Origin of the sequence: Streptomyces sp. NRRL S-31 (assembly GCF_000718775.1) — a bacterium.
Classification (GTDB): Bacteria; Actinomycetota; Actinomycetes; order Streptomycetales; family Streptomycetaceae; genus Streptomyces.
Window position 1 is genome coordinate 37,221 of record NZ_JOCB01000055.1, and the last position, 26,771, is coordinate 63,991.

A 26,771-nucleotide genomic window follows, 5' to 3' on the forward strand; every position below is an offset into this window, starting at 1 on the left:
TGGAGGGAACGACACGTGAGGATCAAGCGCACCACTCACCGGAGCGGCACCGCGAGACGGACCCGGCTGACCGCCGTGGCCACCGGCTTCCTGGCCGCAGCCGCGTTCGCCGCCCCCACCGCGAACGCGAGCGACACCCACACCTTCAGCGCCGCCCAGCTCACCCGGGCGAGCGACGCCGTCCTCCGGGCCGACGTCCCCGGTACGGCCTGGGCGGTGGACGGCGAGTCCCACCGCGTCGTCGTCACCGCCGACAGCACGGTCTCCCAGGCCGAGATCGCCAGGATCCGGAAGCAGGCCGGAGACGGCGCGGACGCCCTGGTCGTCAAGCGCACGCCGGGCAGGTTCAACAAGCTGATCTCCGGCGGCGACGCCATCTACGCCAGCAGCTGGCGCTGCTCGCTGGGCTTCAACGTGCAGGACTCCAGCGGCAACTACTACTTCCTGACCGCCGGGCACTGCACCGACGGCGCGGGCACCTGGTGGTCGAACTCGGCCCACACCACCACGCTCGGCACCACGGCCGGCTCCAGCTTCCCCGGCAACGACTACGGCCTCGTCCGCTACACCAACAGCTCGGTGGCCAAGTCGGGCGCCGTGGGCAGCCAGGACATCGCCGGCGCGGCCACGCCCTCCGTGGGTACGACCGTCTACCGCCGCGGCTCCACCACCGGTACGCACAGCGGCCGGGTCACCGCCCTGAACGCGACGGTCAACTACGGCGGCGGCGACATCGTCTCCGGCCTGATCCAGACCACCGTCTGCGCCGAGCCCGGCGACTCCGGCGGCCCGCTCTACGGCGGCACCACGGCCTACGGCCTGACCTCCGGCGGCAGCGGTGACTGCACCTCCGGCGGCACGACGTTCTTCCAGCCGGTCACCGAGGCGCTGAGCGCCTACGGGGTGCACGTCTTCTGACGGACCCCGTCCCGGCGCTCCCGCCCCCGCCCGCCCGTGCGCGCGGGGGCTTCGTCGTGCGGGCGTTCGCGCAGGTCGGAGGCGCTCGAACGGGTGTCGTACAAGTGTTCGGGAATGGAGGTAGGGTGGGGAGTGGAGTAGGGAACTGATGTTCGAGAGCCGTTCGAGGGCTCCTGTGTGCGGGAGGTGTGCGTGCCGGGCTTCGCGCATCTGCACACCGTCTCCGGGTTCTCCCTGAGGTACGGGGCGTCCCATCCGGAGCGGCTGGCCGAGCGTGCCGCGGAGCGGGGCATGGACACCCTCGCCCTGACCGACCGCGACACCCTCTCCGGCGCGGTGCGCTTCGCCAAGGCCTGCGCCGGCGCGGGCGTCCGCCCGCTGTTCGGGGTGGACCTGGCGATGGCGGCGGAGGAGGCCGTACGGCAGCCGAAGCGGCGCACCCCGGTGCGCGGCGGCGCCTTCGTGGACGAGTCGGCCCCTCGGGCGACCTTCCTCGCCCGGGACGGCGCCCGCGGCTGGGCCGACCTGTGCCGGCTCGTCACGGCGGCGCACGCGGACGGGGGGACCCCGCGGCTCCCCTGGAGCGGCAACCGGGGCGACGGCCTGCTGGTGCTGCTCGGACCCGGGTCGGAGGTGGGACGCGCGCTCGCCGCCGGGCGCCCCGACCGGGCCGCCGCGCTGCTGGCCCGGTGGCGCGAGGTCTACGGTGACGCGCTGCGGCTGGAGGCCGTCTGGCACGGCCGCACGGGTACGGAGGCCGGCTCCCTGCGGCTGGCGGCCCGCACCGTCGGGTTCGCCGCCGAGCAGGGGGTGCGGCCGGTGCTCAGCAACGCCGTCCGGTACGCCGACCCGGGCATGGGCCCGGTCGCCGACGTGCTGGACGCCGCGCGCCGGCTGGTGCCGGTCGACCCGCGGGGCGGGCTGGACTCCGGCGCGGCCTGGCTGAAGGACGCGCCGGAGATGCTCCGGGTCGCCGAGCGGGTCGTGGAGGCCGCCGGGTACCGGCCGGAGGCCGCCCGCCGGCTGCTGGAGCAGACCCTGGCCACGGCCGCGGAGTGCCGGGTCGACCCCGAGGGCGACCTGGGGATGGGGAGCGTGCACTTTCCCGAACCGCACCTGGTCGGCGCCGGCCGGCGCACCGCGCAGCGGGTGCTCGCCTCGCGGGCGGCGGAGGGCATGCTGCGGCTCGGGTACGGCGGGCGGCGCGCGTACTGGGAGCGGATGCACCACGAGCTGGACATCATCGCCCACCACGGCTTCGCCTCCTACTTCCTGACGGTCGCCCAGGTGGTCGACGACGTCCGGGGGATGGGGATCCGGGTCGCCGCCCGCGGTTCCGGCGCCGGGTCGCTGGTCAACCACCTGCTCGGGATCGCGCACGCCGACCCGGTCGAGCACGGGCTGCTGATGGAGCGCTTCCTGTCCAAGGAGCGCGTGGTCCTGCCGGACATCGACATCGACGTGGAGTCCGCGCGGCGGCTGGAGGTCTACCGGGCGGTCATCGGCCGGTTCGGCACGGAGCGGGTCGCCACCGTCGCCATGCCGGAGACCTACCGGGTCCGGCACGCCGTCCGGGACGTGGGTGCCGCGCTGTCCATGGACCCGGCCGAGATCGACCGGATCGCCAAGTCCTTCCCGCACATCCGGGCCCGGGACGCCCGGGCCGCCCTGGCGGAACTGCCCGAGCTGAGGCGGCTGGCCGGGGAGCAGGAGAAGTACGGCAGGCTGTGGGAGCTGGTGGAGGCGCTCGACGCCCTGCCGCGCGGCATCGCCATGCATCCGTGCGGGGTGCTCCTGTCCGACGCCTCCCTGCTCGCCCGCACGCCGGTGGTGCCGTCCAGCGGTGAGGGGCTGCCCATGGCGCAGTTCGACAAGGAGGACGTGGAGGACCTCGGGCTGCTCAAGCTGGACGTGCTGGGAGTGCGGATGCAGTCGGCGATGGCGCACGCGGTCGCCGAGGTGGAACGGGCGTCCGGGGAGCGGATCGACCTGGACGCGGTGCCGGCCGGGGACCCGGAGACGTACCGGCTGATCCGGTCCACCGAGACCCTGGGCTGCTTCCAGATCGAGTCGCCCGGCCAGCGCGACCTGGTGGGACGGCTCCAGCCGGCCGGCTTCCACGACCTGGTCGTGGACATCTCGCTGTTCCGGCCCGGCCCGGTCGCCGCCGACATGGTGCGGCCCTTCATCGAGGCCCGGCACGGACGGGCGCCGGTGCGCTACCCGCATCCGGACCTGGAGGAGGCGCTGAAGGGGACGTACGGGGTCGTCGTCTTCCACGAGCAGGTCATCGACATCGTCGCCGTCCTGACCGGCTGCGGGCGGGGCGAGGCCGACCGGGTGCGGCGCGGGCTGTCCGACCCGGAGTCGCAGGGCCGCATCCGGGTGTGGTTCGCGCAGCGGGCGGCGGCCCGGGGGTACGACGCGGAGACGATCCGGCGGACCTGGGAGATCGTGGAGGCCTTCGGGTCGTACGGCTTCTGCAAGGCGCACGCCGTCGCCTTCGCCGTGCCCACCTACCAGTCGGCGTGGCTGAAGGCCCATCACCCTGCCGCCTTCTACGCCGGGCTGCTCACGCACGACCCCGGGATGTACCCCAAGCGGCTGCTGCTGGCCGACGCCCGGCGGCGCGGGGTGCCGATCCTGCCGCTGGACGTCAACGTCTCCGGGGTCGCCCACCGGATCGAACTGGTGTCCGAAGCGTCGGGGGCGGCGAAGGTGTGGGGGCTGCGGCTCGCCCTCCGCGACGTGCACGGCATCAGCGAGACCGAGGCGCGGCGGATCGAGGACGGGCAGCCGTACGCCTCCCTGCTGGACTTCTGGGAGCGGGCCCGGCCCGGCAGGCCGCTGGCCGGCCGGCTCGCCCAGGTGGGCGCGCTGGACGCGTTCGGCGCCAACCGGCGTGACCTGCAACTGCACCTGACCGAGCTGCACCGGGGCGCCCGGGGCGGCGGCGGGGGACAGCTCCCGCTGGCCGGCGGCAGGAAGACCGCGCCGGCCGGTCTGCCGGACCTGACGCCGGAGGAGCGGCTCAGCGCCGAGCTGGGCGTGCTGTCCATGGACGCCTCGCGCAACCTCATGGACGACCACCGGGAGTTCCTGGAGGAACTGGGCGTGGTCACGGCCCGCCGGCTGCGCGAGGTGCGGCACGGGGAGACGGTCCTGGTCGCGGGCGCCAAGGCGGCCACCCAGACCCCGCCGGTCCGCTCCGGCAGACGGGTCGTCTTCTCCACCCTGGACGACGGCACGGGCCTGGTCGACCTCGCGTTCTTCGACGACTCGCACGAGGCCTGCGCCCACACCGTCTTCCACTCCTGGCTGCTGCTGGTGCGCGGAGTGGTGCAGCGGCGCGGGCCGCGCAGCTTCAGCGTGGTGGGCTCCGCCGCCTGGAACCTCGCCGAACTGGCCGACGTGCGGCAGCGGGAGGGGCTCGCCGGGGTCGCGGCCCGGCTGGCCGGACCGCCCGCCGCGGACGGGGCCGGGGCGCGGGACGGCGGTGGTCCGTCCCGGGCCCGGCTCGCCGGGTCCGACGGGCTGCCCGCGCCGGCCGGCTCCGCGGCCCGCGACCCGATGGCGGACCGCACGATCCGCATGCCCACGGGGTACGAGATGCACCCCTGGGCCGATCTGCGGCCCGCCGGCCAGGACGCCGCGCAAGGGCCCGCGGCGATCAGGAAGTTGTGGCACCGGAGTCCGGGGAGTGCGGGATGACCATCCTCTGCGTACGTTTCCAGCCGTCACCCCCGCATGAGGTGGCCCTGCCGGAACTGCTCGGCCTGCTCCAGGAGTTCACCCCGGTCGTGGAGGCGCTGCCGCCGGACGGGGCGCTGGCCGACCTGGGCGGCGCCGAGCGGTACTTCGGGCGCGGCGCGGTGGAACTGGCCGCGGTGATCCGGGTACGGGCCCTCGCGCGCTACGGCGTCGACTGCGTGATCGGCGCCGGACCGGGCCCGATGCTGGCCCGCGTGGCGCTGCGCGACGCCCGGCCCGGGGTGACCCGCGCGGTGCCCGGGGACGCCGCCGCCGAGTTCCTCGCCGGCAAGCCCGTCGCCGCGCTGCCCGGCGTCGGCCCGGCGACCGCCCGCACCCTGGGCGAGTACGGCCTGGACACCCTGGGCCGGGTCGCCGCCGCGCCGCTGTCCACGCTTCAGCGGCTGATCGGTGCGAAGGCCGGCCGGGAGCTGCGGGAGCGGGCGGGCGGCCTCGACCGCGGCCGGGTCGTCCCGAACGCCGTCTCCCGGTCGCTGGTGGCGGAACGGGCCTTCGCCGTGGACGAGCTGGACCCCTCCCGGCACCGCGCGGCGCTGCTGGCGGCCGCCGGGGAGACCGGCGCCCGGCTGCGCGCGGTGGAGACGGTCTGCCGCACCCTGACCCTCACCGTGCGGTACGCCGACCGCTCCTCCACCACCCGCAGCCGCACCCTGGCGGAGCCGACCGCGCACTCGGCGGCGCTGACCGCGGCGGCCTACGGCATGTACGAGGCGCTCGGCCTCCAGCGGGCCCGGGTCCGCGCGCTCGCCCTGCGCGCCGAGGGCCTGACCCCCGCCGGCCAGGCCGCCCACCAGCTCACCTTCGACCCCGTGGACGAGAAGGTGCGCCGTCTGGAGGAGGTCGCGGACCGCGCGCGGGCCAGGTTCGGGCCGCGCGCGGTGCTGCCGGGCACGCTGGCGGCGTGACGCCCGGGGCGGGTGCGCGGCCGGTCGTCCCCGGCGGCCCAGGGGCCGCCGGTCACCACCGGAAGTTTTTACCGACGCGTAACTTCACACCCGACCTACTCGCCCGTAACTTGACGGATGAACAGCATCCCGTGATCCGGATCACAGGGTTAGGCCGTGCACCTCCCGTGAGCCGCAAGGAGACCACACGATGCTGCCCTGGAAGCGAGTGCTCAGACCCCTCGCCGCGCTGCTCCTGACCGCCGCCGTCGCCGTCGTACCGGCCGCCGCCGCCACGGCCTCCGACGCCACCGCCTCGGGCTGGAACGACTACTCCTGCAAGCCCTCCGCCGCGCATCCCCGCCCCGTCGTCCTCGTCCACGGCACCTTCGGCAACTCGGTCGACAACTGGCTCGGCCTCGCCCCGTACCTGGTCGGCCGCGGATACTGCGTCTACTCCCTCGACTACGGGCAGCTCCCGGGCGTCCCGCTCTTCAACGGCCTCGGCCCCATCGACAAGTCGGCCGGACAGCTGTCCGCCTTCGTCGACACGGTGCTCGCCGCCACCGGAGCCGCCGAGGCCGACCTGGTCGGCCACTCCCAGGGCGGCATGATGCCCCGCTACTACCTGAAGTTCCTCGGCGGAGCGGCCAAGGTGAACGCCCTCGTCGGCATCGCCCCCGACAACCACGGCACCGACCTCGACGGACTCACCCACCTGCTGCCGTACTTCCCCGGCGCCGAGGACCTGCTCAAGGCCACCACCCCCGGCCTCGCCGACCAGATCGCCGGCTCCGCCTTCCTCACCAAGCTCAACGCGGGCGGCGACACCGTCCCCGGAGTGCGCTACACGGTCATCGCCACCCGGCAGGACGAGGTGGTCACCCCCTGGCGCACCCAGTACCTGAGCGGCTCCGACGTCCGCAACGTCCTGCTCCAGGACCTCTGCCCGCTCGACCTCTCCGAGCACCTCGCCATCGGCCTGTCCGATCGGATCGCCTTCCACGAGGTGGCCAACGCGCTCGACCCGGCCCACGCCACCGCCACCGGCTGCGCCTCGGTGTTCAGCTGACGCGCCCCCGGGGCCTGTCCGGCCTGAGCCGCCGGACAGGCCCCGGAACCCTCGCCGACCGGCCCGGGCGGGCCGGGCCGACGGGCGGGATCCCATGGGCGCTGAGGCAGGCGCCCGTTCCGCGCGCACCACCGCGAGCGGCCGGCCGGGGACGGCCCGGCGTCAGCCGTCGGGCCACCAGGTGCGCGCGATGTCCGCGCGCACCTCGGGGCGGCCCGCCGGGCGCTGCTCCGGCTCCTCGCGGCTCCGGCGGCTGTCCGTCCTCTTCAGGGGCTTCTGCGTGGTGGTACGGCGCATGGCTGCCTCCTTCGGTGCCCACCGAGTTCCGCGTCGGCGCGCAGATAGACGCTTTTGGGGAGAATTGCCCATCGGTGCCGGAATGTCTGTGACGGCTGTCACGTCCGGGCCGTCCGTGGCCCGTGTCACCCTCCGGTCATACGGGGGAAGTACACGCACGGCGTTGCGGATGCCCCGGAAGGGGGCGGGGATGCGCGGTCACCGACGATCCGTCGGGCGCACGGGGAGCCACTGTGCGGACACGCCATGCCGTGGAGAGTGACGGTGTGATACCGCCCCACCCCGGTCCGTCATGCCAGCAGTTCCGCGAAACCGCCGTCCCGGTACGCCAGCGCCTCCAGCGTGTCGAGCGCTGCCTCCGCGGCGGACGCGGCGTCCGGGTCCGCCTCCCGCAGCCCGCTCGCGGCGAACTCGTCCTCGTCCAGGCGCCGCACGTCCCGCCCGTCGGCGGAGCGCCACAGGTCCAGGTCGAGGTCCTCCACGACCAGCTCGGCGCCGGAACGGACCGCGGGCCGGGTGACATCGCAGTACCACCCCTTGACGGAGCCGTCCGCGGCGCGGACCTCCTTCACCGAGTACCAGCGGTCGCGCCAGTAGTACTCGGTGAACACGTCACCCGGCTCGAAGCGCACGAAACCGAAGTCGCGGACGCCGGAACCCGCCCACAGGGCGCGTACGGCGATCCGGGTGCCGTCGTCCCGCAGCAGCTCCGCCGGATAACGGATCTTCGTCCGGCCCGCCTTGACCAGGACGACCTCCACCTGGCCCGCCGGATCAGCCGAGTTCGCGGACATAACGTACCTCCGTCGCGCAGGTCTGGTACCCGAGCCACTTGTTGACGGCGATCATCGGGGCGTTGCCGGTGTCGTTGCCCGTGAACGCGTCGGTGAGACCGGCGGCTTGGGCCCGGTGCAGGGACCGCGCCTTGGCGAGCTTGGCCAGACCGCGGCCGCGGTGGGTGCGGGCGGTGCCGGTCATCGCGGTGGAGTAGCGGCCGTCGCCGTCGGTGTAGGCCGCGGTGAACGCGACCGGCCGGCCGTCGGCACAGACGACGGTGGTCAGCTCCCGGTCCAGCAGCGGGTGCCGCCAGGTCTCCGCGAGCCAGGCGTCGTAATCCGCCAGCGCGTACGCCACGTCGCTCGGCTCGTCGAGCATCGTCTCCGCGTCCAGCGCGAACAGCGGCCGGGGATCGTCCGCGAAGTCGGCGGCCGTGCGCAGTTCGACGCCGGCCGGCACCTCCGGCCGCGGCGGGAGGGTGCCGTGCGCCAGGTCGAGCCGGAGGAAGTGGGCGGAGCGGCCCGGGCGGTAGCCGCGCCGCTCGGCGAAGGCCCGGTTGGCCGGCTCGTCCAGTACCCATGCGAACAGCTTGGTCGCCCCCAGCGACCCCAGGTACTCCTCGCCGGCCTCCACCAGAAGCCGGCCGGCACCCCGGTGGGCCCGGTCCGGGCGGACGTAGACGTTCAGGCAGGCCTGGCCCGGTTCGGCGGCGTCATGGACCAGATGGATCTGCGCCGTGCCGATCACCTCGCCGTCCTCCTCCGCGACGAGCGGCCGGAACCGGGCGCCCGGGTGCATCCGGAGGGCCGTGTGCCGTACCGACTCCGCGGTGAACAGGAGGTACGGCAGGGCGAGCCGGCGGACACGGGCGAAGCCCGCCGCGTCGGCCGGGTCGTCGGGGCGGAGGTCGCGCACGAGGACGGTCATGGGCAGGGACGGTACGGCGCGGGATACCACCGCGCCTCTCATTTTCCGGCGGGTGCGGGACAATCGCCCCTGTGAGCCTGAAGATCCGCATCGACGACAGCGCGCCCCCGTACGAGCAGGTGCGGGCGCAGATCTCCGCGCAGGCGCGGTCCGGAACCCTGCCGGTGGGGTACCGGCTGCCGACCGTGCGGGGCCTGGCCGAGTCCCTGGGGCTCGCCGTGAACACGGTGGCCAAGGCGTACCGGGCACTGGAGGGCGACGGGGTGATCGAGACGCGCGGGCGCAACGGCACCTTCGTGGCCGCCGCCGGGTCCGCCGCGGAGCGGGAGGCGTCGCTGGCCGCGCAGGCGTACGCGGAGCGCGCGCGCCGGCTGGGGCTGGCGGAGAAGGAGGCGCTGGCCGCCGTGCGGGACGCCCTGCGCGCGGCCTACGGGGAGTAGGTCAGCGCGGCGCCGAGGGCTGCGGGGTCCGGGTCACCGGCAGCCCCGCCCTGCGCGCCGCCCTCCCGAAGGCCACCGCGTCGGCCACCGCCGCACCGCCCGGATCGTTGTTGAAGTACGCGTACACGTCCTCCCCGTCCGGCCAGGTCGTCGCGACCCGGTCCACCCATGTCTCCAGGGACCGCCTGCCGTAGCGCGGCCAGGGCCGGGCGCGGCCCTGGTGGAAGCGGACGTAGCCCCAGTCGGCGGTGCGCCACAGCGGGGTGACGGGGCGGGCCAGGACGTCAGCCCAGCACAGGGCCGCGCCCCGGGACTCCAGGACCCGCCGCAGCCGCGGGGTCCACCAGGAGTCGTGGCGGGGTTCCACCGCGACCCGTGTACCGGGCGGGAAGCCGGCCAGGCAGGCGTCCAGCAGGGGCGGATCGGCGCGCAGGGTGGGCGGGAGCTGGAGGAGGACCGGGCCCAGCCGGTCGCCGAGCCCCGCCGCGTGGGTCATCAGCCGGTGCACCGGTTCCCCGGGGTCCTTGAGCCGCTTGATGTGGGTGAGGTACCGGCTGGCCTTGACCGCGACCACGAAGTCCGGCGGGACCCGCACCCGCCAGGCGGCGAAGGTGTCGTACGACGGCAGCCGGTAGAACGCGTTGTTGATCTCCACGGTCGCGAAGAGCCGGGTGTACTCCTCCAGCCACAGCCGCGTCGGCACCCCGGCCGGGTACACCAGCTCCCGCCAGTCCGCGTACTGCCACCCCGACGTGCCCACACACAGGGTCATACCCCCATGGAAGCACCTACAGGTACAGCCCCGCGTCCGCTCCCTCCCGGGCTCCCGGCACCGACGTCGGCGCCGTGCCCCGGCGCAGCGCGTACAGCTCGGCCAGGGTCGCCCCCTCCCGGCCGACGCCCTCCTCGGTGCCGAGCCAGTCCACCGCCTCCCGGCGGGTCAGCGGCCCCACCTCGATGCGGGCGAGACAGCGGCCGGGGCGGACCACGGCCGGGTGCAGCCGCTCCAGGTCCTCGTTGGTGGTGACACCGACCAGGACGTTGCGGCCCTGCCCGAGCAGGCCGTCGGTGAGGTTGAGCAGCCGGGACAGGGCCTGGCCCGCGGTGTGGCGGGCCTCGCCGCGGATCAGCTCGTCGCAGTCCTCCAGCAGCAGCAGGCGCCAGCGGCCCTTGCCGGCGCCGTCGTCCTCGCCGATCGCGATGTCCATCAGATAGCCGACGTCGGAGAAGAGCCGCTCCGGGTCGAGGACGCAGTCCACCTGGCACCAGTCCCGCCAGGACCGCGCCAGCGTGCGCAGGGCGGAGGTCTTGCCGGTGCCCGGCGGGCCGTGGAGCAGCAGCAGCCGGCCGGCGATGTCCGCGGGCGTCGTCCGCATCAGGCGGTCCATCGCCTCCGCCACCGGTGCCGTGTAGTTGGGCCGGACCTCCTCCCAGGTGCCCGCGGAGATCTGCCGGGTGGTGCGGTGCGGGCCGCGCCGCGGGGAGACGTACCAGAACCCCATCGTCACGTTCTCCGGCTGTGGTTCGGGCTCGTCGGCGGCGCCGTCCGTGGCCCGTTCCAGGACCGTCTTGGCCAGTTCGGCGCTGGTCGCGCTGACCGTCACGTCCGCGCCCCGGTTCCACCGGGAGACCAGCAGGGTCCAGCCGTCCCCCTCGGCGAGGGTCGCGCTGCGGTCGTCGTCCCGGGCCACCCGCAGCACCCGGGCACCCTCCGGCAGCAGGGTCGCGCCGGAGCGCACGCGGTCGATGTTCACCGCGTGCGAGTACGGCTGCTCGCCCGTCGCGAAGCGGCCCAGGAACAGGGCGTCCACGACGTCGGACGGCGAGTCGGAGTCGTCGACGTGGAGCCGGATCGGCAGGGCGTCGTGTGGGTTCGCGGACATGCCGCCATGATCCGGCACGGAGGGGCTCCGCGCACGGCATTTCCGCCCCGACGCCGTGCCGGTGGAGCGGTCCCCGGGCCGGGCGCGGGAGTTCTCCGGGACCGGGCGCGGGTGTTCCCCGGAGGCCGGGCGCGCCCCCGGGGAACGGCTGCCGGCGGACTAGCGGGACCGCACGGGACCTTATGGGACCTTACGGGACGAGCTTCAGCAGCTTGTTCGGGGAGCCGCTGCCCACGCCGCTCAGCACGCCCGGGGTGGCGCCGCCGACCAGGGCCGTGGCGACCTGGGCCGGGGTGGCCGAGGTGTGCCCGGAGAGGTAGACGGCGGCGGCACCGGCCACGTGCGGGGTGGCCATGGAGGTGCCGGAGATGGTGTTGGTGGCGGTGTCGCTCGTGTTCCAGCCGGCCGTGATGGACGAGCCGGGCGCGAACAGGTCCAGCACCGAGCCGTAGTTGGAGAAGCTCGCCCGGGCGTCGGAGCCGGTGGTGGCGCCGACGGTGAGGGCCTCGGTCACCCGGGCCGGGGAGTACGAGGACGCGTTGGCGTTGCTGTTGCCGGCCGCGATCGCGTAGGTGACGCCGCCGGCGATGGAGTTGCGCACCGCCGTGTCCAGCGTGGTGGACGCGGAGCCGCCGAGTGACAGGTTGGCGACCGAGGGGCCGCTGTGGTGCGCGGTCACCCAGTCGACGCCGGCGACCACCCCGGCGGTCGTGCCGGAGCCGTTGGCGTCGAGCACGCGCACGGCGACGATCTTCGCCTTCTTGGCCACACCGTAGGTGGAGCCCGCGATGGTGGTGGCCACATGGGTGCCGTGGCCGTTGCCGTCCTGGGCGGTGGTGTCGTTCTCCACCTCGTCGTAGCCGTACGCGGCCCGGCCGCCGAGCTGGCTGTGGGTGATGCGGACGCCGGTGTCGATGACGTACGCGGTGACCCCGCCGCCGGCGCTGTCCGGGTAGGTGTAGGTGCCGGACAGCGGCAGGCCGGCCTGGTCGATGCGGTCCAGGCCCCAGGGGGCGTCGGACTGGGTGGTGTCGGCCAGGTGGACGCGCTGGTCCTGTTCCACGGCGGCCACCGCCGGGTCGGCGGCGAGTCGCGCGGCCTGGTCCGCGGTGAGGTGGGCGGTGTAGCCGTTCAGGGCGGCGCGGAAGGTCTTGCGGACCGTGCCGCCGTACCGCTCGACCAGCGCCTTGCCGGTGCCGGACGAGGCCGTGAAACCGGCCGTCTTCTTGAGGGTGACGAGGTAACTGCCGTGGACGGCGGTGGGGGAGTGCGCGGCGAGCACCGTGCCGGTGGCCGGGGCCGCCTGGGCGGGCAGGGCGGTGAGCCCGCCGACGAGGGCGGCGGCGGCCACGCCGGTGAGCGTGGCTGTGCGGAGCTTGTGGGTACGCAGGTGTGCCATTGCGGGGGAGTCCTCCTGCTGGCGGTGCGCGCTCGGGGCGCGGCGCGCGCGGGGGTGCGCGCGGGCTCGCGCGCACGGCCCTGGAGCGTCGCGTTCCACTCCGGGACCGAGGAAAGCCTCCGTCCGTCCTCGCGTGCGGGACAAGGGAGTTGGCGAGGAGTCAACAGACCTGACATGCACACGCAATACATGAGCGGTGAACGTCTCGGGCCGATCCTGTCGAGGAATCAAATTTTTGGCATGAACACTTCCTGTCAACACGCGTAGCTGCTACCACGGTTGTGGCGGAGATCCTGCTAGACGGAGGTTCCATGAGACGTTCCCGACTTACCGGATTCGTTACCTCGCTCCTCCTCGCCGTCGGCCTCGGTCTCACCGGGGCCGCTTCGGCGCAGGCGTCCACGACGGCCGCGGCCGGCGGCTACGTGGCGCTCGGTGACTCCTACTCCTCCGGGGTGGGTTCAGGCAGCTACATCAGTTCAAGCGGCGACTGCAAGCGCAGCACGAAGGCGTACCCCTACCTGTGGAACGCCGCCCACAGCCCCTCCTCGTTCGCCTTCACCGCCTGCTCGGGCGCGAAGACGGACGACGTGCTCGCGAACCAGCTCGGCTCGCTGAACTCCTCCACCTCACTGGTGTCCATCAGCATCGGCGGCAACGACGCGGGCTTCTCCGACGTCATGACGACCTGTGTGCTCCAGTCCGACAGTTCCTGCCTCTCCCGCATCAACACCGCCAGGGCGTACGTCGCGAACACGCTCCCCGGCAAGCTGGACACCGTCTACGACTCCATCCGCGCCAAGGCCCCGTCCGCCCGGGTGGTCGTCATCGGCTACCCCCGCTTCTACCTGCTCGGCCAGTCGTGCCTCGGGCTCTCCGAGACCAAGCGGTCCGCGATCAACGACGCCGCCGACTACATGAACGCCACCATCAAGACCCGCGTCGCCGCCCACGGCTTCGTCTTCGGTGACGTCCGCTCCACGTTCACCGGCCACGAGATCTGCTCCGCCGACTCCTGGCTGCACAGCGTCGACTGGCTCGACATCGGCGAGTCGTACCACCCGACCGCGTCCGGCCAGTCCGGTGGCTACCTGCCGGTGCTCACCAATGCGGCGTGACGTAGGGGCTCGCTCTTCGGGGTGAACTCGGGCACGTGAGATCGCCCACGTTGCGGCCGTCCCCGTCGCCCGCGCGGTGCACGGCGGGGACGGTGGCGGTCGCGGGGTATCGGAGTGATCGCTTCCGCGGCGGAGGTCGTCGTCACCCCCGGCGGACACGGCGGCGCGTACACCGGCACCGGCTCCCGCACCCCCGGCGCCACCGCGTTCCCCCGGGCTTCCGGCGGGCGACACGCCCATGACCGTGAAGGATCCGACTCCTCCGCGACATCACGCACCGTGACCGTCGAGCCCGACGGGGGCCCGGTGCGGCCCACCGGTCGACCCGCTGTCCAACTCGCCCTGAAATCGGTTGCCTTCGGAGAGTAGTCGAACGGGGATGGTCAACACCCTTACGGGGAAGGTGAATCCTGTGGCCGCGATACCGGCGTGCCCCGGTGGGGCGATAGGGTTACCCTGCCCGGGCCGGGTGACTCGTACGGGTGGGGAGTGACATGGAACAGATAACAGTGCGCAGCAGGGCGAGGGTCCCTGCGATCACCTGCGGGAGCAGCGCGACCAGTTCGCGCCTCGACCGCCATCTCTCGGTGCTGGCGGGACCCGCCATACCGCAGCGGGAGACGCTCGAGGCGACGTCACTGATGCGTGAACTGACGGCGCGAAGCTCCGCGCACACGCGCAGCGACCGGGGTGCGCGGGTCCGCCACGTCTCCCTGTTCGCGCCGCTGCGCCGGCTGCGCCGTTCGCTGTTCGGCGGGCACTGACCGGCCGCCGGAGCGGGTCACCGACCTGCCACCGGCGCGGCCACGGCGCGGGGATGCCCGCGCTCAGGCCGCCACACCGTCCCGGCGTAGCGCTGCGATCTCGTCGTCCGTCATCCCCACGGCACGCAGCAGCGCTCCGGTGTGCTGCCCGAGCGCGGGTACGTCACCCATCCGTGCCTCGTCCCCGCCCGGCAGTGTGATGGGCGGCAGCAGTGCCTTCAGCGGCCCGGCCGGCGATCCCACCCGACGCCACCGCTCCCGGGCCGCCAGCTGCGGATGCTCCGCCAGTTCACGCAGGTCCCGCAGCCGGGCGCAGGCGATGCCGGCCCGTTCCAGCCGGGTAAGCGCCTCCTCGGTGTCCAGCGTCCGCAGCGCCCCCGCGACCAGCGCGTCCGTCCGCTCCCGGTGCGCCACCCGCGCGGCGTTCGTCGCGAACGCCGGGTCGGCGGCCAGTTCGGGGCGGCCCATGACCTGTCCGGCCAGCCGCCCCCACTCCCGGTCGTTCTGCACGGACAGCAGCACCCGCCCGCCGTCCGCCGTCGGATAGGCGTCGTAGGGCGCGATCACGGCGTGCGCGAGCCCGGTGCGCGCCGGTGGCTCGCCGTCGTGCATCGCGTGGTGCAGCGGATGCCCCAGCCACTCGGCGAGCGCCTCCAGCATCGACACCTCCACCGGCCCGCCCCGGCCGGTCGTCCCGCGCCGCACGAGCGCGGCCAGCACACCCGAGAAGGCGTACATGGCCGCCGCGATGTCCGCCGCCGGGATGCCCGCCTTCACCGGCTGCTCCGGCGTCCCGGTCACCGACACCAGCCCCGCCTCGCACTGCACGAGCATGTCGTACGCCCGCTTGTCCGCGTACGGCCCCGAGCCGCCGTAGCCCGAGATGTCCACGGCGACCAGCCGCGGGTGGGCGGCGCACAGCGTGGCCGCGTCCAGGCCGAGCCGGGCCGCCGCGCCGTGCGCGAGGTTCTGCACGAACACGTCCGCGTCCGCGACCAGCCGCCGTACGACGTCCAGGCCGCGCGGGTCCTTCAGGTCCAGCGCGAGGGACTCCTTGCCGCGGTTGCACCACACGAAGTGCGAGGCGAGCCCGCGGGCCGCCGTGTCGTAGCCGCGCGCGAAGTCGCCGCCGTCGATCCGCTCCACCTTGATGACCCGGGCGCCCAGGTCGGCGAGCTGCCGGGTCGCGAAGGGCGCGGACACGGCCTGTTCGACGGCGACGACGGTGATGCCCTCCAGGGGCAGGGGGAGTCGGTCCATGGGGTGGATGATCTCCCCTGGGCGGCCCCGCTGTCAGCAGCCGGTCAGCGTGCGGCGCGCGCGTGCGCCCGCACCGCCAGGGGCAGGAACACCGCGGTCAGGGCCGCGCACCAGGCGAGCGACCCGGCGATCGGGTGGGCCACCGGCCAGGCGGCGCCCTCGGGGACCGGCGCGTTGCCGAACAGCTCCCGCAGGGCGGTGGTCACCGCGCTGATCGGGTTCCACTCGGCGAGCGTGCGCAGCCGGCCCGGCAGTCCGTCCGTCGGGATGTAGGCGTCGGACAGCAGCGGCAGCACGAACGAGCAGGCCCCGAGCTGGCCGGCCGCCTCCTCGCTGCGGCTGAGCAGTCCCAGCAGGATGCCGGCCGAGGTGCAGGCGAACCGGAAGAACAGCAGCAGCCCCACGGCACCGGCGGCCCCGGCCGCCGATCCCTCGATCCGCCAGCCCACCGCCAGCCCGGTCAGCAGCAGCGGCACGGTGCCCACCGCCGTGACGACGAGGTCGGCGACCGCCTGCCCGAGCGGTACGGCGGCCCGGCTCACCGGCATGGTGCGCAGCCGGTCCGTCACCCCCCGGTGGGTGTCCTGCGCGGCCTGGAACATGCCCGTCATCAGCCCGCCGACGGCGGTGGCGACGAGCAGTCCGGGCACCAGGAAGGAGCGGTACTCGGGGCCGGGCACCGCCAGCGCGCTGCCGAACACGTACCCGAAGAACAGCAGCATGTTGACCGGCATCAGCTGGGTCAGGACCGCCAGCCCCGGGTTGTTGCGGACCCGGCGCAGCTGCCTGCCCGTGATCGCCAGTCCGTCGTGGGCCAACGCGCTCATGCCACGGGCTCCTTGCTGTCGGTGGTCTGCCCGGTCAGTCGCAGGAAGACGTCGTCGAGGGTGGGCGGCCGGATGCTCGCGTCCAGCAACGGCACGCCGGCCGTGTCTAGTTCACGCACCAGGCGGGGCAGGGTCAGGGTCGGGTCGGTGGTGACCGCGCCGACGGCGTGGCGCACGCGGTCGAACACCGGCTCCCGGCCCGTCAGCCGGTCGAGCACTGCCGCTGCCCGCGGCAGCGCGTCCGCGTCCGCGACCACCGCCTCCGCGTGCGAGCCGACGGCCGCCTTGAGTTCGGCGGGGGAACCGGTGTGCGCGACCCGGCCCCGGTCCACCAGGGCGATGTCGTCGGCGAGCCGGTCGGCCTCCTCCAGGTACTGCGTGGTCAGCAGCACCGTCGTGCCCTCCGCCTTCAGTTCGCGCACCGCCTGCCAGACGCGGGCGCGGCTGGCGGGGTCGAGTCCCGTGGTCGGCTCGTCCAGGAAGAGCACGTCGGGGCGGCGGACCAGGCTCGCGGCGAGGTCCAGCCGGCGCCGCATGCCGCCGGAGTACGTCGACGCCCTGCGGTCCGCGGCCCCGGTCAGTCCGAAGCGCTCCAGCAGTTCGTCGGCGCGGGCGCGGGCGGCCGGTCCGCGCACCCGGTGCAGCCGGGCGAACAGCCGCAGGTTCTCCCGGCCGGTGAGGTCCCCGTCGACCGAGGCGTACTGCCCGGTGACACCGATGCGGCGCCGCACGGCCGCCGCCTCCCGGACCAGGTCGTGCCCGGCGACGCGGGCCGAGCCGCTGTCCGGGCGCAGCAGCGTGGTCAGCAGCCGCACCGCCGTCGTCTTCCCCGCCCCGTTGGGCCCCAGCAGCCCGCAGACCGTGCCCTCGGCGACGGCCAGGTCCAGCCCGCGCAGGGCGCGCACGGCGCCGAAGCGCTTCTCCAGACCTTCACTAAGTACGGTGTACGTAGTAGTCATGCCGGGACCATAGCGCACTACGTACGGTGTACGTAACTAGGATGGAGGCCGAGGTGATGACCGATGGCAGACCGAGGGGCCGTCCCCGAGGTGATCTGGGCGCGTCCCGAGCGCGCCGGCCGGGGCCCGAGGCCGGCGTACACGCGCGACGACGTCGCCGCCGCCGCCGTCCGGATCGCCGACGCGCGGGGGCTGGACGCGGTGTCGATGCGGCACGTGGCGGCCGAACTGGGCTGCGGCACCATGTCGCTGTACAACTACGTCCCCCGCAAGGAGGACCTGTACGAGCTGATGATGGACGCGGTCGCCGCGGAGCACGAGCTGTGGGAGCCGAGCGGTGACTGGCGGGCCGATCTGCGCCGGGTCGGGCACCAGACCCGCGCGCTGATGCGGCGCCACCCGTGGGTGCCGCGGCTGATGTCCCCCGTCCACGGCTTCAGCCCGCACGCCCTGCGCTTCCTGGAACACTGCCTGGCCTGCCTGGACCCGCTGGAGGCGGCCAACGGCACCAAGATCGAACTGATCGCCATGCTGAACGGCGTCGTGACGACGTACGTCCGCAACGAACTCGACACCGCCGAACGGGCGCGCGCCCTGCCCTGGTCCCAGGAGGAGGAGGACGCGGCGCGCGCCGGCTACCTGGGCGGCCGGCTCGCCTCCGGCGCGTATCCGAGGATGGCGGCGGCCTTCCGGGAGGACTTCGGGCCGGTCGACCTGGAAGCGGTGTTCGAGCGGGCGCTGGAGCGGGTCCTCGACGCGTTCGCGCCGCACCGGCCGGGCCCGGCCCCGGAACGCGACGCCAAGTGAACGAGGAGCGGGCCGAGGGCACCGGGGACACCCCCGGCCGGAGACGGCCCCGCGCCGCCGTACGCCCGGTCAGACCAGAGTGAACTGGCCCTCGGGGCCCTCTTCGCGGTGGTCCAGCACGGAGGCGGGGCGGCGGGCCGGGCCGGGGGGCGGCAGGACGCCCGCCTCCCGCAGGCCGGTCGCCGTGACGGCCGACACCAGCGTCAACCCGGCCCGCTCCGCCCGTACGCCGGCCAGCAGCGCCAGGACGGTGATCAGTTCCAGCAGCTCCGAGGTCCAGCTCTGCGGCCAGGCCGCCGGACGGATCGCGTCGAGCGTGCCCGGCTCGGCCGGCGCGGTGCGGGCCGCGAACCAGCTCTCCAGGACCCGGACCCCGGCCACCTCGAAGTCCCACGCCGCGGACGGGACGGGGGAGATCCGGCCCTCGTCCAGGTGCAGGGTCTCCTCGTCGCGGTCGTAGCGGAGGGTGCGGGGGAGGCCCGGCAGGGGTGCGCGGACGTACGGCCGGCGACCGCCCGGCAGCTTGGGGCGTTCCCCGTCCCGGCGCATCAGCCACAGCGCCCGGCGGCCCAGCTCCACACCGGCCGCCCACACGCCGGGGTCGTCCGTGAGCGGCACGGCGAGGTCGGGGCGGGCCGTCGCCAGGATCCACGCCAGCACGTCGGACGCGGTGGGGCGGGCGCCCAGCCGGGCCGCGAGGTGGTCCAGCAGACCGGGGGCCAGGTTCGGTTCCGTGCCGCCGGGGCGGCGGTGCAGCGGGCGGACGCGGCCGGTGCGCAGTGTGGGCAGCAGCCCGGTCGCCAGCAGCGGGAGGCCGGCGTCCCCGGTCTCGACCGTGAAGACCTGACGGGCGTCCGCCACCCGCCACAGCTCCGGGCGGGCGGCGTCGATCAACCGGTGGTCCGGGATCAGCCACCGCTCGTCGAACGGCGCGGCCAGCACCCGGACCGGCTCCGCGCAGGGTCCCGTGGCACGCGCGAGCCGCTCCGTACCGGTGGGCCGGCCCGGCAACTGGCCCACCGCCGAGGTGAGATCACGGGCGCGGCTCGGTCCGAACAGTGCCTCGCGGTCCGGCCCCCCGGCCTTCAGCAGGGCGTCCCAGCGGGCCCTCAGCGCGGCCGGATCGGGCGCCGTCGGCCAGGCGCGGCCCAGCCGCAGGGGTGCGACGGACCACGGCATGAGGTCCGCCAGCGGCGGAGCGTCGTCGTGCGTCACGCTCGGCATGGTACGGCCTGGACCGTCCCCGGGATCAGGTGGCGTCGAGGGTGACGGTGAACGAGAAGCGGTCCCCCCGGTAGTGGATGACCGCCACGTCCAGCACCCGGCCCTCGGTGTCGTACGTCACGCCCGTGTAGTGCAGGATCGGGCTGAGCAGCGGGACCTGGAGCAGCCGTGCCGTCTCCGGGTCGGCGAGCCGGGCCTGCACGGTGTCCGTGATCCGGCTGATGTCCGCCTTCACCACGTCCCGCAGCACCTTCGTCATCGGCCAGCGGACCAGGTCGTCCGGGTCGACGCGGTCGGCCAGGTCGGGCCGGACGTGGTTGACGGCGTGGTTGGTCGGCTCGCCGGTCTTCTCGTCGCTGCGCAGCCGGTGGTAGGCCGCGACCTCCGCGAGGTCCGGGAAGTACTCGGCGAGCCCGGCCGGCACCGGCACCCGCCCGTGGTCCAGCAGTTCGGTCGTCATCCCGGACTGCTGGGCCACGATCGCGTCCACCGAGCCCAGTAGCCGCACCGGCGCCCCGCGCCGGACCCCGGGCTCGATGAACGTGCCGCGCCGCCGGTGCCGGCTGATCAGCCCCTCGTCCTCCAGCTCCTTCAGCGCCTGCCGCATGGTCAGCACGCTCACGCCGTAGTGCTCCGCCAGCCGTTCCTCGGTGGGCAGGCGCAGCGGGTCCTCGGGGGAGCGGCCCAGTATCGAGGCGCGCAGCGACTGCGACACCTGGTACCACAGCGGCAGTTTGCGGTTCAGGACGATCGAATCCGGAGCGAAGGAGGTCACGCGGCTATCCGTACCTGGCGGGGAACGTCGGGCGCAATGGTGGCCGGCCGGGCCGTCACCCCCGGAAGTGACGCTCCAGCCCCTGCCACACGTCGTCGTAGCGCCGCTGGAGGTGGTCCGCCCCGGCGGCCTGCGGGGTGAGCGTCACCGGCCAGCGGGTCTCGAACATGAAGGCCAGCCCGTCGTCGATCCTGTGCGGCTTCAGCTCGGCCGCGCTCGCCCGGTCGAACGTCTCCCGGTCCGGGCCGTGCGCCGACATCATGTTGTGCAGCGAGCCGCCGCCGGGCACGAAGCCCTCCGCCTTGGCGTCGTACGCGCCCTCGACCAGGCCCATGTACTCGCTCATCACGTTCCGGTGGAAGTAGGGCGGCCGGAAGGTGTCCTCACCCACCAGCCAGCGGGGCGCGAAGACCACGAAGTCCACGCCGGCCAGGCCCGGGGTGTCCGACGGGGAGGTCAGCACCGTGAAGATCGACGGATCGGGGTGGTCATAGGAGATGGTGCCGATCACATTGAAACGGCGCAGGTCATAGGCGTACGGCACATGGTTGCCGTGCCAGGCGACCACATCCAGCGGGCTGTGGTCGTAGGTGGCCGTCCAGAGGTTGCCGCAGAACTTGTTGACCACCTCCACCGGGCCCTCGACGTCCTCGTACGCGGCGACCGGCGCCCGGAAGTCGCGGGGGTTGGCCAGCCCGTTGGCGCCGATCGGCCCGAGGTCGGGCAGTTGGAACGGCGCCCCGTAGTTCTCGCAGACATAACCGCGAGCCGACTCGTCCAGCAGCTCCACACGGAAGCGCACCCCGCGCGGGATCAGAGCGACATGGGCCGGCTCCACATGGAGCCGGCCGAACTCGGTGTGCAGCAGCAGCCCGCCGCGCTCCGGCACGATCAGCAGCTCTCCGTCGGCGTCGGAGAAGACCCGCTCCATCGAGGCGTTGGCGTGGTACAGGTGCACGGCCATGCCCGTGCGCTGGGTCGCGTCGCCGTTGCCGCCCAGGGTCCACAGGCCGCCCAGGAAGTCGGTGCCGGCCGGCGGCTCCGGCAGCGGGTTCCAGCGCAGCCGGTTGGGGTCGGGCACCGTCTCGGCGAAGGGGGCCGTACGGATCGCGCCGTTGCCGGTGCGGGTGAACGCCGGGTGGGCGGCCGAGGGGCGGACGCGGTAGAGCCAGGAGCGCCGGTTGTGCGCCCGGGGCTCGGTGAACGCCGTACCGCTCAGCTGCTCGGCGTACAGGCCGAGCGGCGCGCGCTGCGGCGAGTTGCGGCCCTCGGGCAGGGCGCCCGGAACCGCCTCCGAGGCGTGTTCATTGCCGAACCCGGTCAGATACGACAGCCCCTCGGCGGTCTTCCGCGCGTCCCCGCTCATGTTCGCTCCATCGCTCTCGATCGCTCTCGCGTCCCGATTCCTATGCATCACCGTAGGAATGAGTGGGGGCCCGCGCAAGAGGGGGTCCCGGTCCTCCCGCCGGGGGAGGGCGAGAACCGGACTCCAGGGGGATCCGGGGCGGCTCCGCGCTGTTCTACGCTCCCGGGCATGTCGTGGACGAAGTGGACGCGCGGACCCCTGGCCGCGCTCGCGGTGTGCGCCCTGCTGCCCTTCGGGGCGGCGGCCTGCGCGCCCGGTGCGGCGCACGGGGACCCGGTGTCGTCCTCACCCGTGGGGAAGGTGCTGGACGGCACCGACGAGACCGGCCGCAACCTGCGCGAGGTGCCCCCGAAGGACGCGCCCGAGGTCGCCGTCGAGGTCATCCCGGACGCGGCCGGCGGCTGGGACGTCCGGCTCGCCTTCCGGCACTTCCGCTGCTCCGCGCCCGGCGCCCGGCCGGCGGCCGTGATGGGCCGCGGGGTCGCCCACCTCCTCGTCGACGGCCACCGGGTCGCCCGGCTGCGCACCCCCGCGTACCACCTGGCCGCCGGCCGCGTCCCGCACGGCACCCACCGGATCACCGCCCGGCTGTACGCCGACGACGGCACGGTGTGGGCGGTGCGCGGCAAGCCGGTCGAGAACACCGCCGACATCACGGTGTCCGACGCGGAGCGGGCCGCACCGCGGCCGCCGGCCGCGGCCGGCACCTGAGCGCCCGTCAACCGGGCCCGCATCGCACCCCGGTGGCGCCGGCGGCGGCGGCGCGGGGCCGCCGGGAAGGGGCCGTCCCCGCGCGTGAGTGCACGGGCCACCCTTCTCCGTACTCTGGGACGAGCTTCACCGGACCCCGGCGGAAAGGCATCATGAAGCCCGTGCCCCACGCGACATCGCTGCGCCGCGCGCCCGTCCAGCGGCGCAGCGCCGAACGGCTGACCAGGATCCTGGACGCCTGCGCCGCCCTCCTCGACGAGGTCGGCTACGACGCCCTGAGCACGCGCGCCGTCGCCCAGCGCGCCGGCGTGCCGATCGGCTCGGTCTACCGGTTCTTCGGCAACAAGCGGGAGATGGCGGACGCCCTCGCCCAGCGCAACCTGGAGCGGTACGTCGAACGCGTCACCGAACGGCTGCAAGACGCCCGCCCGGGGGACTGGCGGGCCGCCATGGACGCCGTCCTGGACGAGTACCTCGCCATGAAGCGGACCGCGCCCGGCTTCTCCCTGGTCGACTTCGGCAACCAGATCCCGGTCGGCTCCCGCCACGGCGAACCCAACACCCGGGTCGCCGACCGGCTCACCGGTCTGCTCGCCGGCCCGCTGGCCCGTACCCCGGGCCCGGACCTGCGGCGGGCCTTCCTGGTCGCCGTGGAGACCGCCGACACCCTCGTGCAACTGGCCTTCCGGGTCGATCCGCAGGGGGACGAGGCGATCATCGCCGAGACCCGGGAACTGCTGCGGGCCTACCTGGGGCGCGTGCTCGACTGAGGCGGGTCCGGCCGGAACGGACCCGGCCGGCGCCCCAGCCCACCGCCGCGCACTCCCGCCTCACCGCCGTGACCTGGAATTTTGCGCTTATTGCTCGCGTGTCAACATCTTGTTAACGCCATATCGACGGACCTAACGTCATCGCACCGCCGACCCCCAGGTGGGATGTTCAAGGGCGAACGTTAGGTATCCATTCATGTTGACCATCCTCGGCTTCGCCATGATCGCGACCTTCCTGGTCCTGATCATGCTGAAGAAGATGTCGCCGATCGCGGCGCTGGTGCTCGTTCCCGCGCTGTTCTGCGTGTTCGTGGGCAAGGGCGCGAAGCTCGGCGACTACGTCATCGACGGCGTCACCGGCCTCGCCCCCACCGCGGCGATGCTCATGTTCGCGATCGTCTACTTCGGTGTGATGATCGACGTCGGCCTCTTCGACCCGGTCGTGCGGGGCATCCTGAGGTTCTGCAAGGCCGACCCGCTGCGGATCGTGGTCGGCACGGCGGTGCTCGCCGCGATCGTCTCCCTGGACGGCGACGGCTCCACCACCTTCATGATCACCGTCTCGGCGATGTACCCGCTGTACAAGCGGCTGAAGATGTCCCTCGTCGTGATGACCGGTGTCGCCGCCATGGCCAACGGCGTGATGAACACACTGCCCTGGGGCGGCCCCACCGCCCGGGCCGCCACCGCGCTGAAGGTCGACGCGAGCGACATCTTCGTGCCGATGATCCCGGCCCTCGCCGTGGGCCTGCTGTTCGTCCTCGCCCTCGCCTGCGTCCTCGGCCGCCGCGAGCGCAGGCGGCTCGGCGTGCTCACGCTGGACGAGGTGCTGGTGGAGGAGACCGAGACGGTCCTCGTCGGCGCCGGCTCCGGTACGCGGCGCGGGACCGGCGGCCTTGCCGCGGGTCTCCCCGACGAGCCCGGGGAGGAGGGCTTCCAGGGCCTGGACCCGGACCGCCCCACCCTGCGCCCCCGGCTGTACTGGTTCAACGCGCTGCTCACGCTCGTCCTGCTGACCGCCATGATCATGGAGTGGCTGCCGATCCCGGTGCTCTTCCTGCTCGGCGCGGCCCTCGCCCTGACCGTCAACTACCCGCACATGCCGGACCAGAGGGCTCGCGTCGCCGCCCACGCGGAGAACGTCCTCAACGTCTCCGGGATGGTGTTCGCCGCCGCCGTGTTCACCGGCGTCCTCCAGGGCACCGGCATGGTCGACCACATGGCCGGCTGGCTGGTCGGCAACATCCCCGACGGCCTGGCCCCGCACATGGCCCTGGTCACCGGTGTGCTGAGCATCCCGCTCACGTACTTCATGTCCAACGACGGCTTCTACTTCGGCATCCTGCCGGTGCTCGCCGAGGCGGGCCAGGCGCACGGCGTCTCCACGCTGGAGATCGCCCGGGCCTCGATCGTCGGTCAGCCGCTGCACATGTCCAGCCCGCTCGTGCCGGCCGTCTACGTCCTGGTCGGCATGGCCAGGGTCGAGTTCGGCGACCACACCCGGTTCGTGGTCAAGTGGGCCGCCCTCACCTCGCTGGTGGTCCTCGGCGCGGCACTCCTGTTCGGCACCGTCTGATCCTTCGGAAAGGACACGGCTCATGGCGCCCGGTGGGAACCGCGGCTGGCTGCTCCGCCTCGTCATCGCCTTCGGCTGCGCGCAGGGCGCGGTGTCGATGGCCCGGCCGGCCGTCTCCTACCGGGCCCTCGCGCTCGGCGCCGACGAACGGGCGGTCGGTGTCATCGCCGGGGTGTACGCCCTGCTGCCGCTGTTCGCCGCCGTACCGCTCGGCCGGCGCACCGACCACGGCCGCTGCGCGCCCCTGCTGACCGCGGGCGTGGTCCTGATCGCGGGTGGCTGCGCGCTCAGCGGCCTCGCGGGCTCGCTGTGGACGATGGCCCTGTGGAGCGGGGTGATGGGACTCGGCCACCTGTGCTTCGTGATCGGCGCCCAGTCGCTGGTGGCCCGCCGGTCCGCGCCGCACGAACAGGACCGCGACTTCGGGCACTTCACCATCGGCGCCTCCCTCGGCCAGCTCGTCGGCCCCGTCGCCGCGGGCGCCCTCGTCGGCGGCGCCGACCGGGCGCACGGCAGCGCGCTCGCCCTCCTCGCAGCGGGCGCGGGCGCAGCGGTCGCGTTCACCTCGCTGTGGCGCCTGGAGGACCGTACGGCCGTCGGCTCCCGCCCGTCGCGGGCCGGGCGCGTGCCGGTCGGCCGCATCCTGCGGGCCCGGGGCGTGCCCGCGGGCATCCTGATCAGCCTGTCGGTGCTGTCCGCGACCGACATCCTCACCGCCTATCTGCCGGTGGTCGGGGAGCACCGGGGCATCGCCCCCTCGACGGTCGGTGTCCTGCTCGGCCTCCGGGCCGGCGCCACCATCGCCTGCCGGCTCGTCCTCACGCCGCTGCTGCGGCTGCTCGGACGGCCCGTGCTGCTCACCGCGACCTGCCTGCTGGCGGCCGTGCTGTGCGCGGGGGTCGCGCTGCCGGTGCCGGTGTGGGCGCTCGGCGCGATGCTCACGGTCCTCGGGTTCTGCCTGGGTGTGGGCCAGCCGCTGTCGATGACGACGGTGGTGCGGGCCGCGCCCGAGGAGGCCCGCTCCACCGCCCTCGCCCTGCGGCTGACCGGCAACCGGCTCGGCCAGGTCGCGGCTCCGGCCGCCGCCGGTCTGGTCGCCGGTCTGACCGGGGTGGCGGCGCCGTTCGTGATGCTGGGGGCCCTGCTGCTGGTGTCGACCGGGGTGGCGCCGCGGTCGTCCGGGCACCCCCGGGAGGCGGCCGGCCGGGTGACGGGGGAGCGGTCCGGGGGCCGCCGGTTGCGCCGCACGAGCGACATCTGACGGCGCGACGGGTGTCGCTGCCGGGGGCCGCGCGGGCCATGACGCAGAGTCCAGGCGAAAGAGCGATTTGTATGAAAATCGTCTGAACTCGGAGGACCGCGCATGCCCACCCTGACACTCCCCCGTGCCGTCGGCCCCCGCGCGGGCGCCACCGTCGTCCTCGCCGCCCTCGCCGCGGCGGGCGCGTCATGGGTGGCGGCGCCGGAGGCGGCGGCCCAGGGGGAGAACGGCGACATCCGGATCCACAACGCGCGCTCGACCAACCCGCCGTCGTTCGTCGGATCGGCGAAGGACGACCCGGTGGTCTGCAAGTTCTTCCTGGAGGCCGTCAACTTCGACACCCTGACCAGCATCGCGTACACGATCACGCCGCAGCCCCCGCTGCCCACCGCCGCCACCGTGACGGGCATCATCCAACTGGCCGGCGGCGCCGGGCACACCGACCCGCTGGGACTGGCGGACGGGCAGTACAAGATCAGCTGGACCGTGGGCGTGCCCCCGGCCCTGAAGGAGAAGGTCTTCCGCGTCAACTGCCACGACGGCCGCGTGGAGGGGGCGCCCGGCGGCCAGATCGAGGACCACGGGCAGAACGGCGACAACCACCAGCAGAACAACGGGTCGTGGGGCCAGGGCGACCACGACGGCCCGCAGGGCGGTGTGCACGCGGGCGGCGGCGGGCTCATCGACACCGCCGCCGCCTACTCGCCGGTGGCCGCCGCGGCGGCCGTGGGGCTGGTCGCCGTCAGCGCCGCCGTGTACTTCCGGCTGATCCGCCGGCGGCCCCATGGCGCCGCGTAGCCGCCGACGCAGGCCCTGGTACCGGACCCGCGCCTACCGCCTGGCCAGGACGGCCGTCCTGGTGACCGTCCTGGTGATGGTGGGGTCGCACTGCGGGGCGGGCGGCAGGCACACCGTGGCCGGCCGGACGGGCGGGCCGGACGCGGCGGCGGACCCGGACGGCGCGGCCCCGCACGCCGCCCCCGCC

The 26,771-nt window shown here is 74.1% G+C and carries 25 protein-coding genes and 1 pseudogene; 14 read left to right on the forward strand and 12 right to left on the reverse strand.

The features are described 5' to 3' along the window. The first annotated feature begins 15 nt into the window (after positions 1-15). From IF37_RS0121635 to IF37_RS0121650, 4 genes are all read left to right on the forward strand, one after another. Positions 16-918, forward strand: a complete 903-nt coding sequence (locus IF37_RS0121635) for a S1 family peptidase (protein ID WP_030744975.1) — start codon at positions 16-18, stop codon at positions 916-918. Between the two features lie 192 nt (positions 919-1,110). After that, a complete protein-coding gene (locus tag IF37_RS0121640; RefSeq protein WP_030744977.1) occupies positions 1,111-4,629 on the forward strand; it encodes a DNA polymerase III subunit alpha in 3,519 nt (1,172 codons plus the stop codon). After that, a complete protein-coding gene (locus IF37_RS0121645; protein ID WP_030744979.1) occupies positions 4,626-5,594 on the forward strand; it encodes a DNA polymerase in 969 nt (322 codons plus the stop codon). Before IF37_RS0121640 ends, IF37_RS0121645 begins: the two co-directional genes overlap by 4 nt. 190 nt (positions 5,595-5,784) lie before the next feature. Further along, positions 5,785-6,645 (forward strand): triacylglycerol lipase, encoded by an 861-nt coding sequence (locus tag IF37_RS0121650; protein ID WP_030744981.1) that lies wholly within the window; start codon positions 5,785-5,787, stop codon positions 6,643-6,645. Between the two features lie 162 nt (positions 6,646-6,807). Here the strand turns inward: IF37_RS0121650 and IF37_RS46400 are convergent, their stop codons facing one another. The 3 genes from IF37_RS46400 to IF37_RS0121665 all read right to left on the reverse strand — a co-directional run bounded on the left by IF37_RS46400 (position 6,808) and on the right by IF37_RS0121665 (position 8,646). After that, positions 6,808-6,942: a hypothetical protein gene (locus tag IF37_RS46400; protein WP_106981824.1), complete on the reverse strand. Its 135-nt coding sequence runs from the start codon at positions 6,940-6,942 to the stop codon at positions 6,808-6,810. Between the two features lie 290 nt (positions 6,943-7,232). Further along, on the reverse strand, positions 7,233-7,736 hold the full coding sequence (locus IF37_RS0121660) for a DUF402 domain-containing protein (RefSeq protein ID WP_030744983.1): 504 nt from the start codon (positions 7,734-7,736) through the stop codon (positions 7,233-7,235). Continuing rightward, positions 7,717-8,646, reverse strand: coding sequence for a GNAT family N-acetyltransferase (locus IF37_RS0121665; RefSeq protein WP_030744985.1), 930 nt, complete (start codon positions 8,644-8,646; stop codon positions 7,717-7,719). Before IF37_RS0121665 ends, IF37_RS0121660 begins: the two co-directional genes overlap by 20 nt. Positions 8,647-8,717: 71 nt before the next feature. Between IF37_RS0121665 and IF37_RS0121670 the strand changes: the two genes are divergently transcribed. After that, positions 8,718-9,086 (forward strand): GntR family transcriptional regulator, encoded by a 369-nt coding sequence (locus IF37_RS0121670; RefSeq protein ID WP_030744988.1) that lies wholly within the window; start codon positions 8,718-8,720, stop codon positions 9,084-9,086. 1 nt (position 9,087) lies between these two features. Here IF37_RS0121670 and IF37_RS0121675 read toward each other — a convergent pair whose 3' ends face one another. The 3 genes from IF37_RS0121675 to IF37_RS0121685 all read right to left on the reverse strand — a co-directional run bounded on the left by IF37_RS0121675 (position 9,088) and on the right by IF37_RS0121685 (position 12,368). Next, on the reverse strand, positions 9,088-9,858 hold the full coding sequence (locus IF37_RS0121675; RefSeq protein WP_030744989.1) for a DUF72 domain-containing protein: 771 nt from the start codon (positions 9,856-9,858) through the stop codon (positions 9,088-9,090). 16 nt (positions 9,859-9,874) lie between these two features. Further along, on the reverse strand, positions 9,875-10,969 hold the full coding sequence (locus IF37_RS0121680; protein ID WP_030744991.1) for a DUF5925 domain-containing protein: 1,095 nt from the start codon (positions 10,967-10,969) through the stop codon (positions 9,875-9,877). A 190-nt stretch (positions 10,970-11,159) separates the two neighbouring features. Continuing rightward, positions 11,160-12,368, reverse strand: coding sequence for a S8 family peptidase (locus IF37_RS0121685; protein ID WP_030744993.1), 1,209 nt, complete (start codon positions 12,366-12,368; stop codon positions 11,160-11,162). 311 nt (positions 12,369-12,679) lie between these two features. Between IF37_RS0121685 and IF37_RS0121690 the strand changes: the two genes are divergently transcribed. Next, positions 12,680-13,486 (forward strand): SGNH/GDSL hydrolase family protein, encoded by an 807-nt coding sequence (locus IF37_RS0121690; RefSeq protein ID WP_030744995.1) that lies wholly within the window; start codon positions 12,680-12,682, stop codon positions 13,484-13,486. A gap of 494 nt (positions 13,487-13,980) precedes the next feature. Then, positions 13,981-14,250: a hypothetical protein gene (locus tag IF37_RS0121695; RefSeq protein ID WP_030744997.1), complete on the forward strand. Its 270-nt coding sequence runs from the start codon at positions 13,981-13,983 to the stop codon at positions 14,248-14,250. 63 nt (positions 14,251-14,313) lie between these two features. On the opposite strand, the gene IF37_RS0121700 is transcribed toward IF37_RS0121695, so the two are convergent. The 3 genes from IF37_RS0121700 to IF37_RS0121710 are packed head-to-tail and all read right to left on the reverse strand — an operon-like array spanning position 14,314 to position 17,296. Next, complete coding sequence (locus tag IF37_RS0121700; protein ID WP_030744999.1) at positions 14,314-15,510, reverse strand: CaiB/BaiF CoA-transferase family protein; 1,197 nt, start codon at positions 15,508-15,510, stop codon at positions 14,314-14,316. A gap of 44 nt (positions 15,511-15,554) precedes the next feature. After that, positions 15,555-16,337: an ABC transporter permease gene (locus IF37_RS0121705; RefSeq protein WP_030745001.1), complete on the reverse strand. Its 783-nt coding sequence runs from the start codon at positions 16,335-16,337 to the stop codon at positions 15,555-15,557. Next, positions 16,334-17,296: a daunorubicin resistance protein DrrA family ABC transporter ATP-binding protein gene (locus tag IF37_RS0121710; protein WP_030745004.1), complete on the reverse strand. Its 963-nt coding sequence runs from the start codon at positions 17,294-17,296 to the stop codon at positions 16,334-16,336. Before IF37_RS0121710 ends, IF37_RS0121705 begins: the two co-directional genes overlap by 4 nt. A gap of 63 nt (positions 17,297-17,359) precedes the next feature. On the opposite strand from IF37_RS0121710, the gene IF37_RS0121715 reads away from it, so the two are divergent. After that, on the forward strand, positions 17,360-18,103 hold the full coding sequence (locus tag IF37_RS0121715) for a TetR/AcrR family transcriptional regulator (protein WP_030745006.1): 744 nt from the start codon (positions 17,360-17,362) through the stop codon (positions 18,101-18,103). Positions 18,104-18,172: 69 nt separating this feature from the next. Here IF37_RS0121715 and IF37_RS0121720 read toward each other — a convergent pair whose 3' ends face one another. From IF37_RS0121720 to hmgA, 3 genes are read right to left on the reverse strand one after another with little or no spacing between them, the layout of a single operon-like run. Continuing rightward, entirely contained in the window at positions 18,173-19,327 is a 1,155-nt protein-coding gene (locus IF37_RS0121720) for a type ISP restriction/modification enzyme (protein WP_030745008.1), read from the reverse strand. A gap of 25 nt (positions 19,328-19,352) precedes the next feature. Continuing rightward, entirely contained in the window at positions 19,353-20,102 is a 750-nt protein-coding gene (locus tag IF37_RS0121725; RefSeq protein ID WP_030745010.1) for a GntR family transcriptional regulator, read from the reverse strand. Positions 20,103-20,157: 55 nt separating this feature from the next. Beyond that, the gene (gene hmgA, locus IF37_RS0121730) at positions 20,158-21,468 is read right to left on the reverse strand and encodes a homogentisate 1,2-dioxygenase (RefSeq protein WP_030745012.1); all 1,311 of its coding nucleotides are present in this window, start codon (positions 21,466-21,468) and stop codon (positions 20,158-20,160) included. A 168-nt stretch (positions 21,469-21,636) separates the two neighbouring features. Between hmgA and IF37_RS0121735 the strand changes: the two genes are divergently transcribed. The 6 genes and pseudogenes from IF37_RS0121735 to IF37_RS45900 all read left to right on the forward strand — a co-directional run. After that, on the forward strand, positions 21,637-22,179 hold the full coding sequence (locus tag IF37_RS0121735; RefSeq protein ID WP_037856863.1) for a hypothetical protein: 543 nt from the start codon (positions 21,637-21,639) through the stop codon (positions 22,177-22,179). A gap of 152 nt (positions 22,180-22,331) precedes the next feature. Beyond that, positions 22,332-22,949: a TetR/AcrR family transcriptional regulator gene (locus IF37_RS0121740; protein WP_030745015.1), complete on the forward strand. Its 618-nt coding sequence runs from the start codon at positions 22,332-22,334 to the stop codon at positions 22,947-22,949. Positions 22,950-23,145: 196 nt separating this feature from the next. Continuing rightward, a complete protein-coding gene (locus tag IF37_RS0121745; RefSeq protein ID WP_030745017.1) occupies positions 23,146-24,525 on the forward strand; it encodes a CitMHS family transporter in 1,380 nt (459 codons plus the stop codon). A gap of 22 nt (positions 24,526-24,547) precedes the next feature. Further along, positions 24,548-25,786 (forward strand): MFS transporter, encoded by a 1,239-nt coding sequence (locus tag IF37_RS0121750; protein ID WP_030745019.1) that lies wholly within the window; start codon positions 24,548-24,550, stop codon positions 25,784-25,786. Positions 25,787-25,888: 102 nt separating this feature from the next. After that, positions 25,889-26,584, forward strand: a complete 696-nt coding sequence (locus IF37_RS0121755) for a hypothetical protein (RefSeq protein ID WP_030745021.1) — start codon at positions 25,889-25,891, stop codon at positions 26,582-26,584. Next, positions 26,571-26,771, forward strand: a pseudogene (locus tag IF37_RS45900) (class F sortase); the annotation flags it as partial. The gene IF37_RS0121755 and the pseudogene IF37_RS45900, both read left to right, overlap by 14 nt.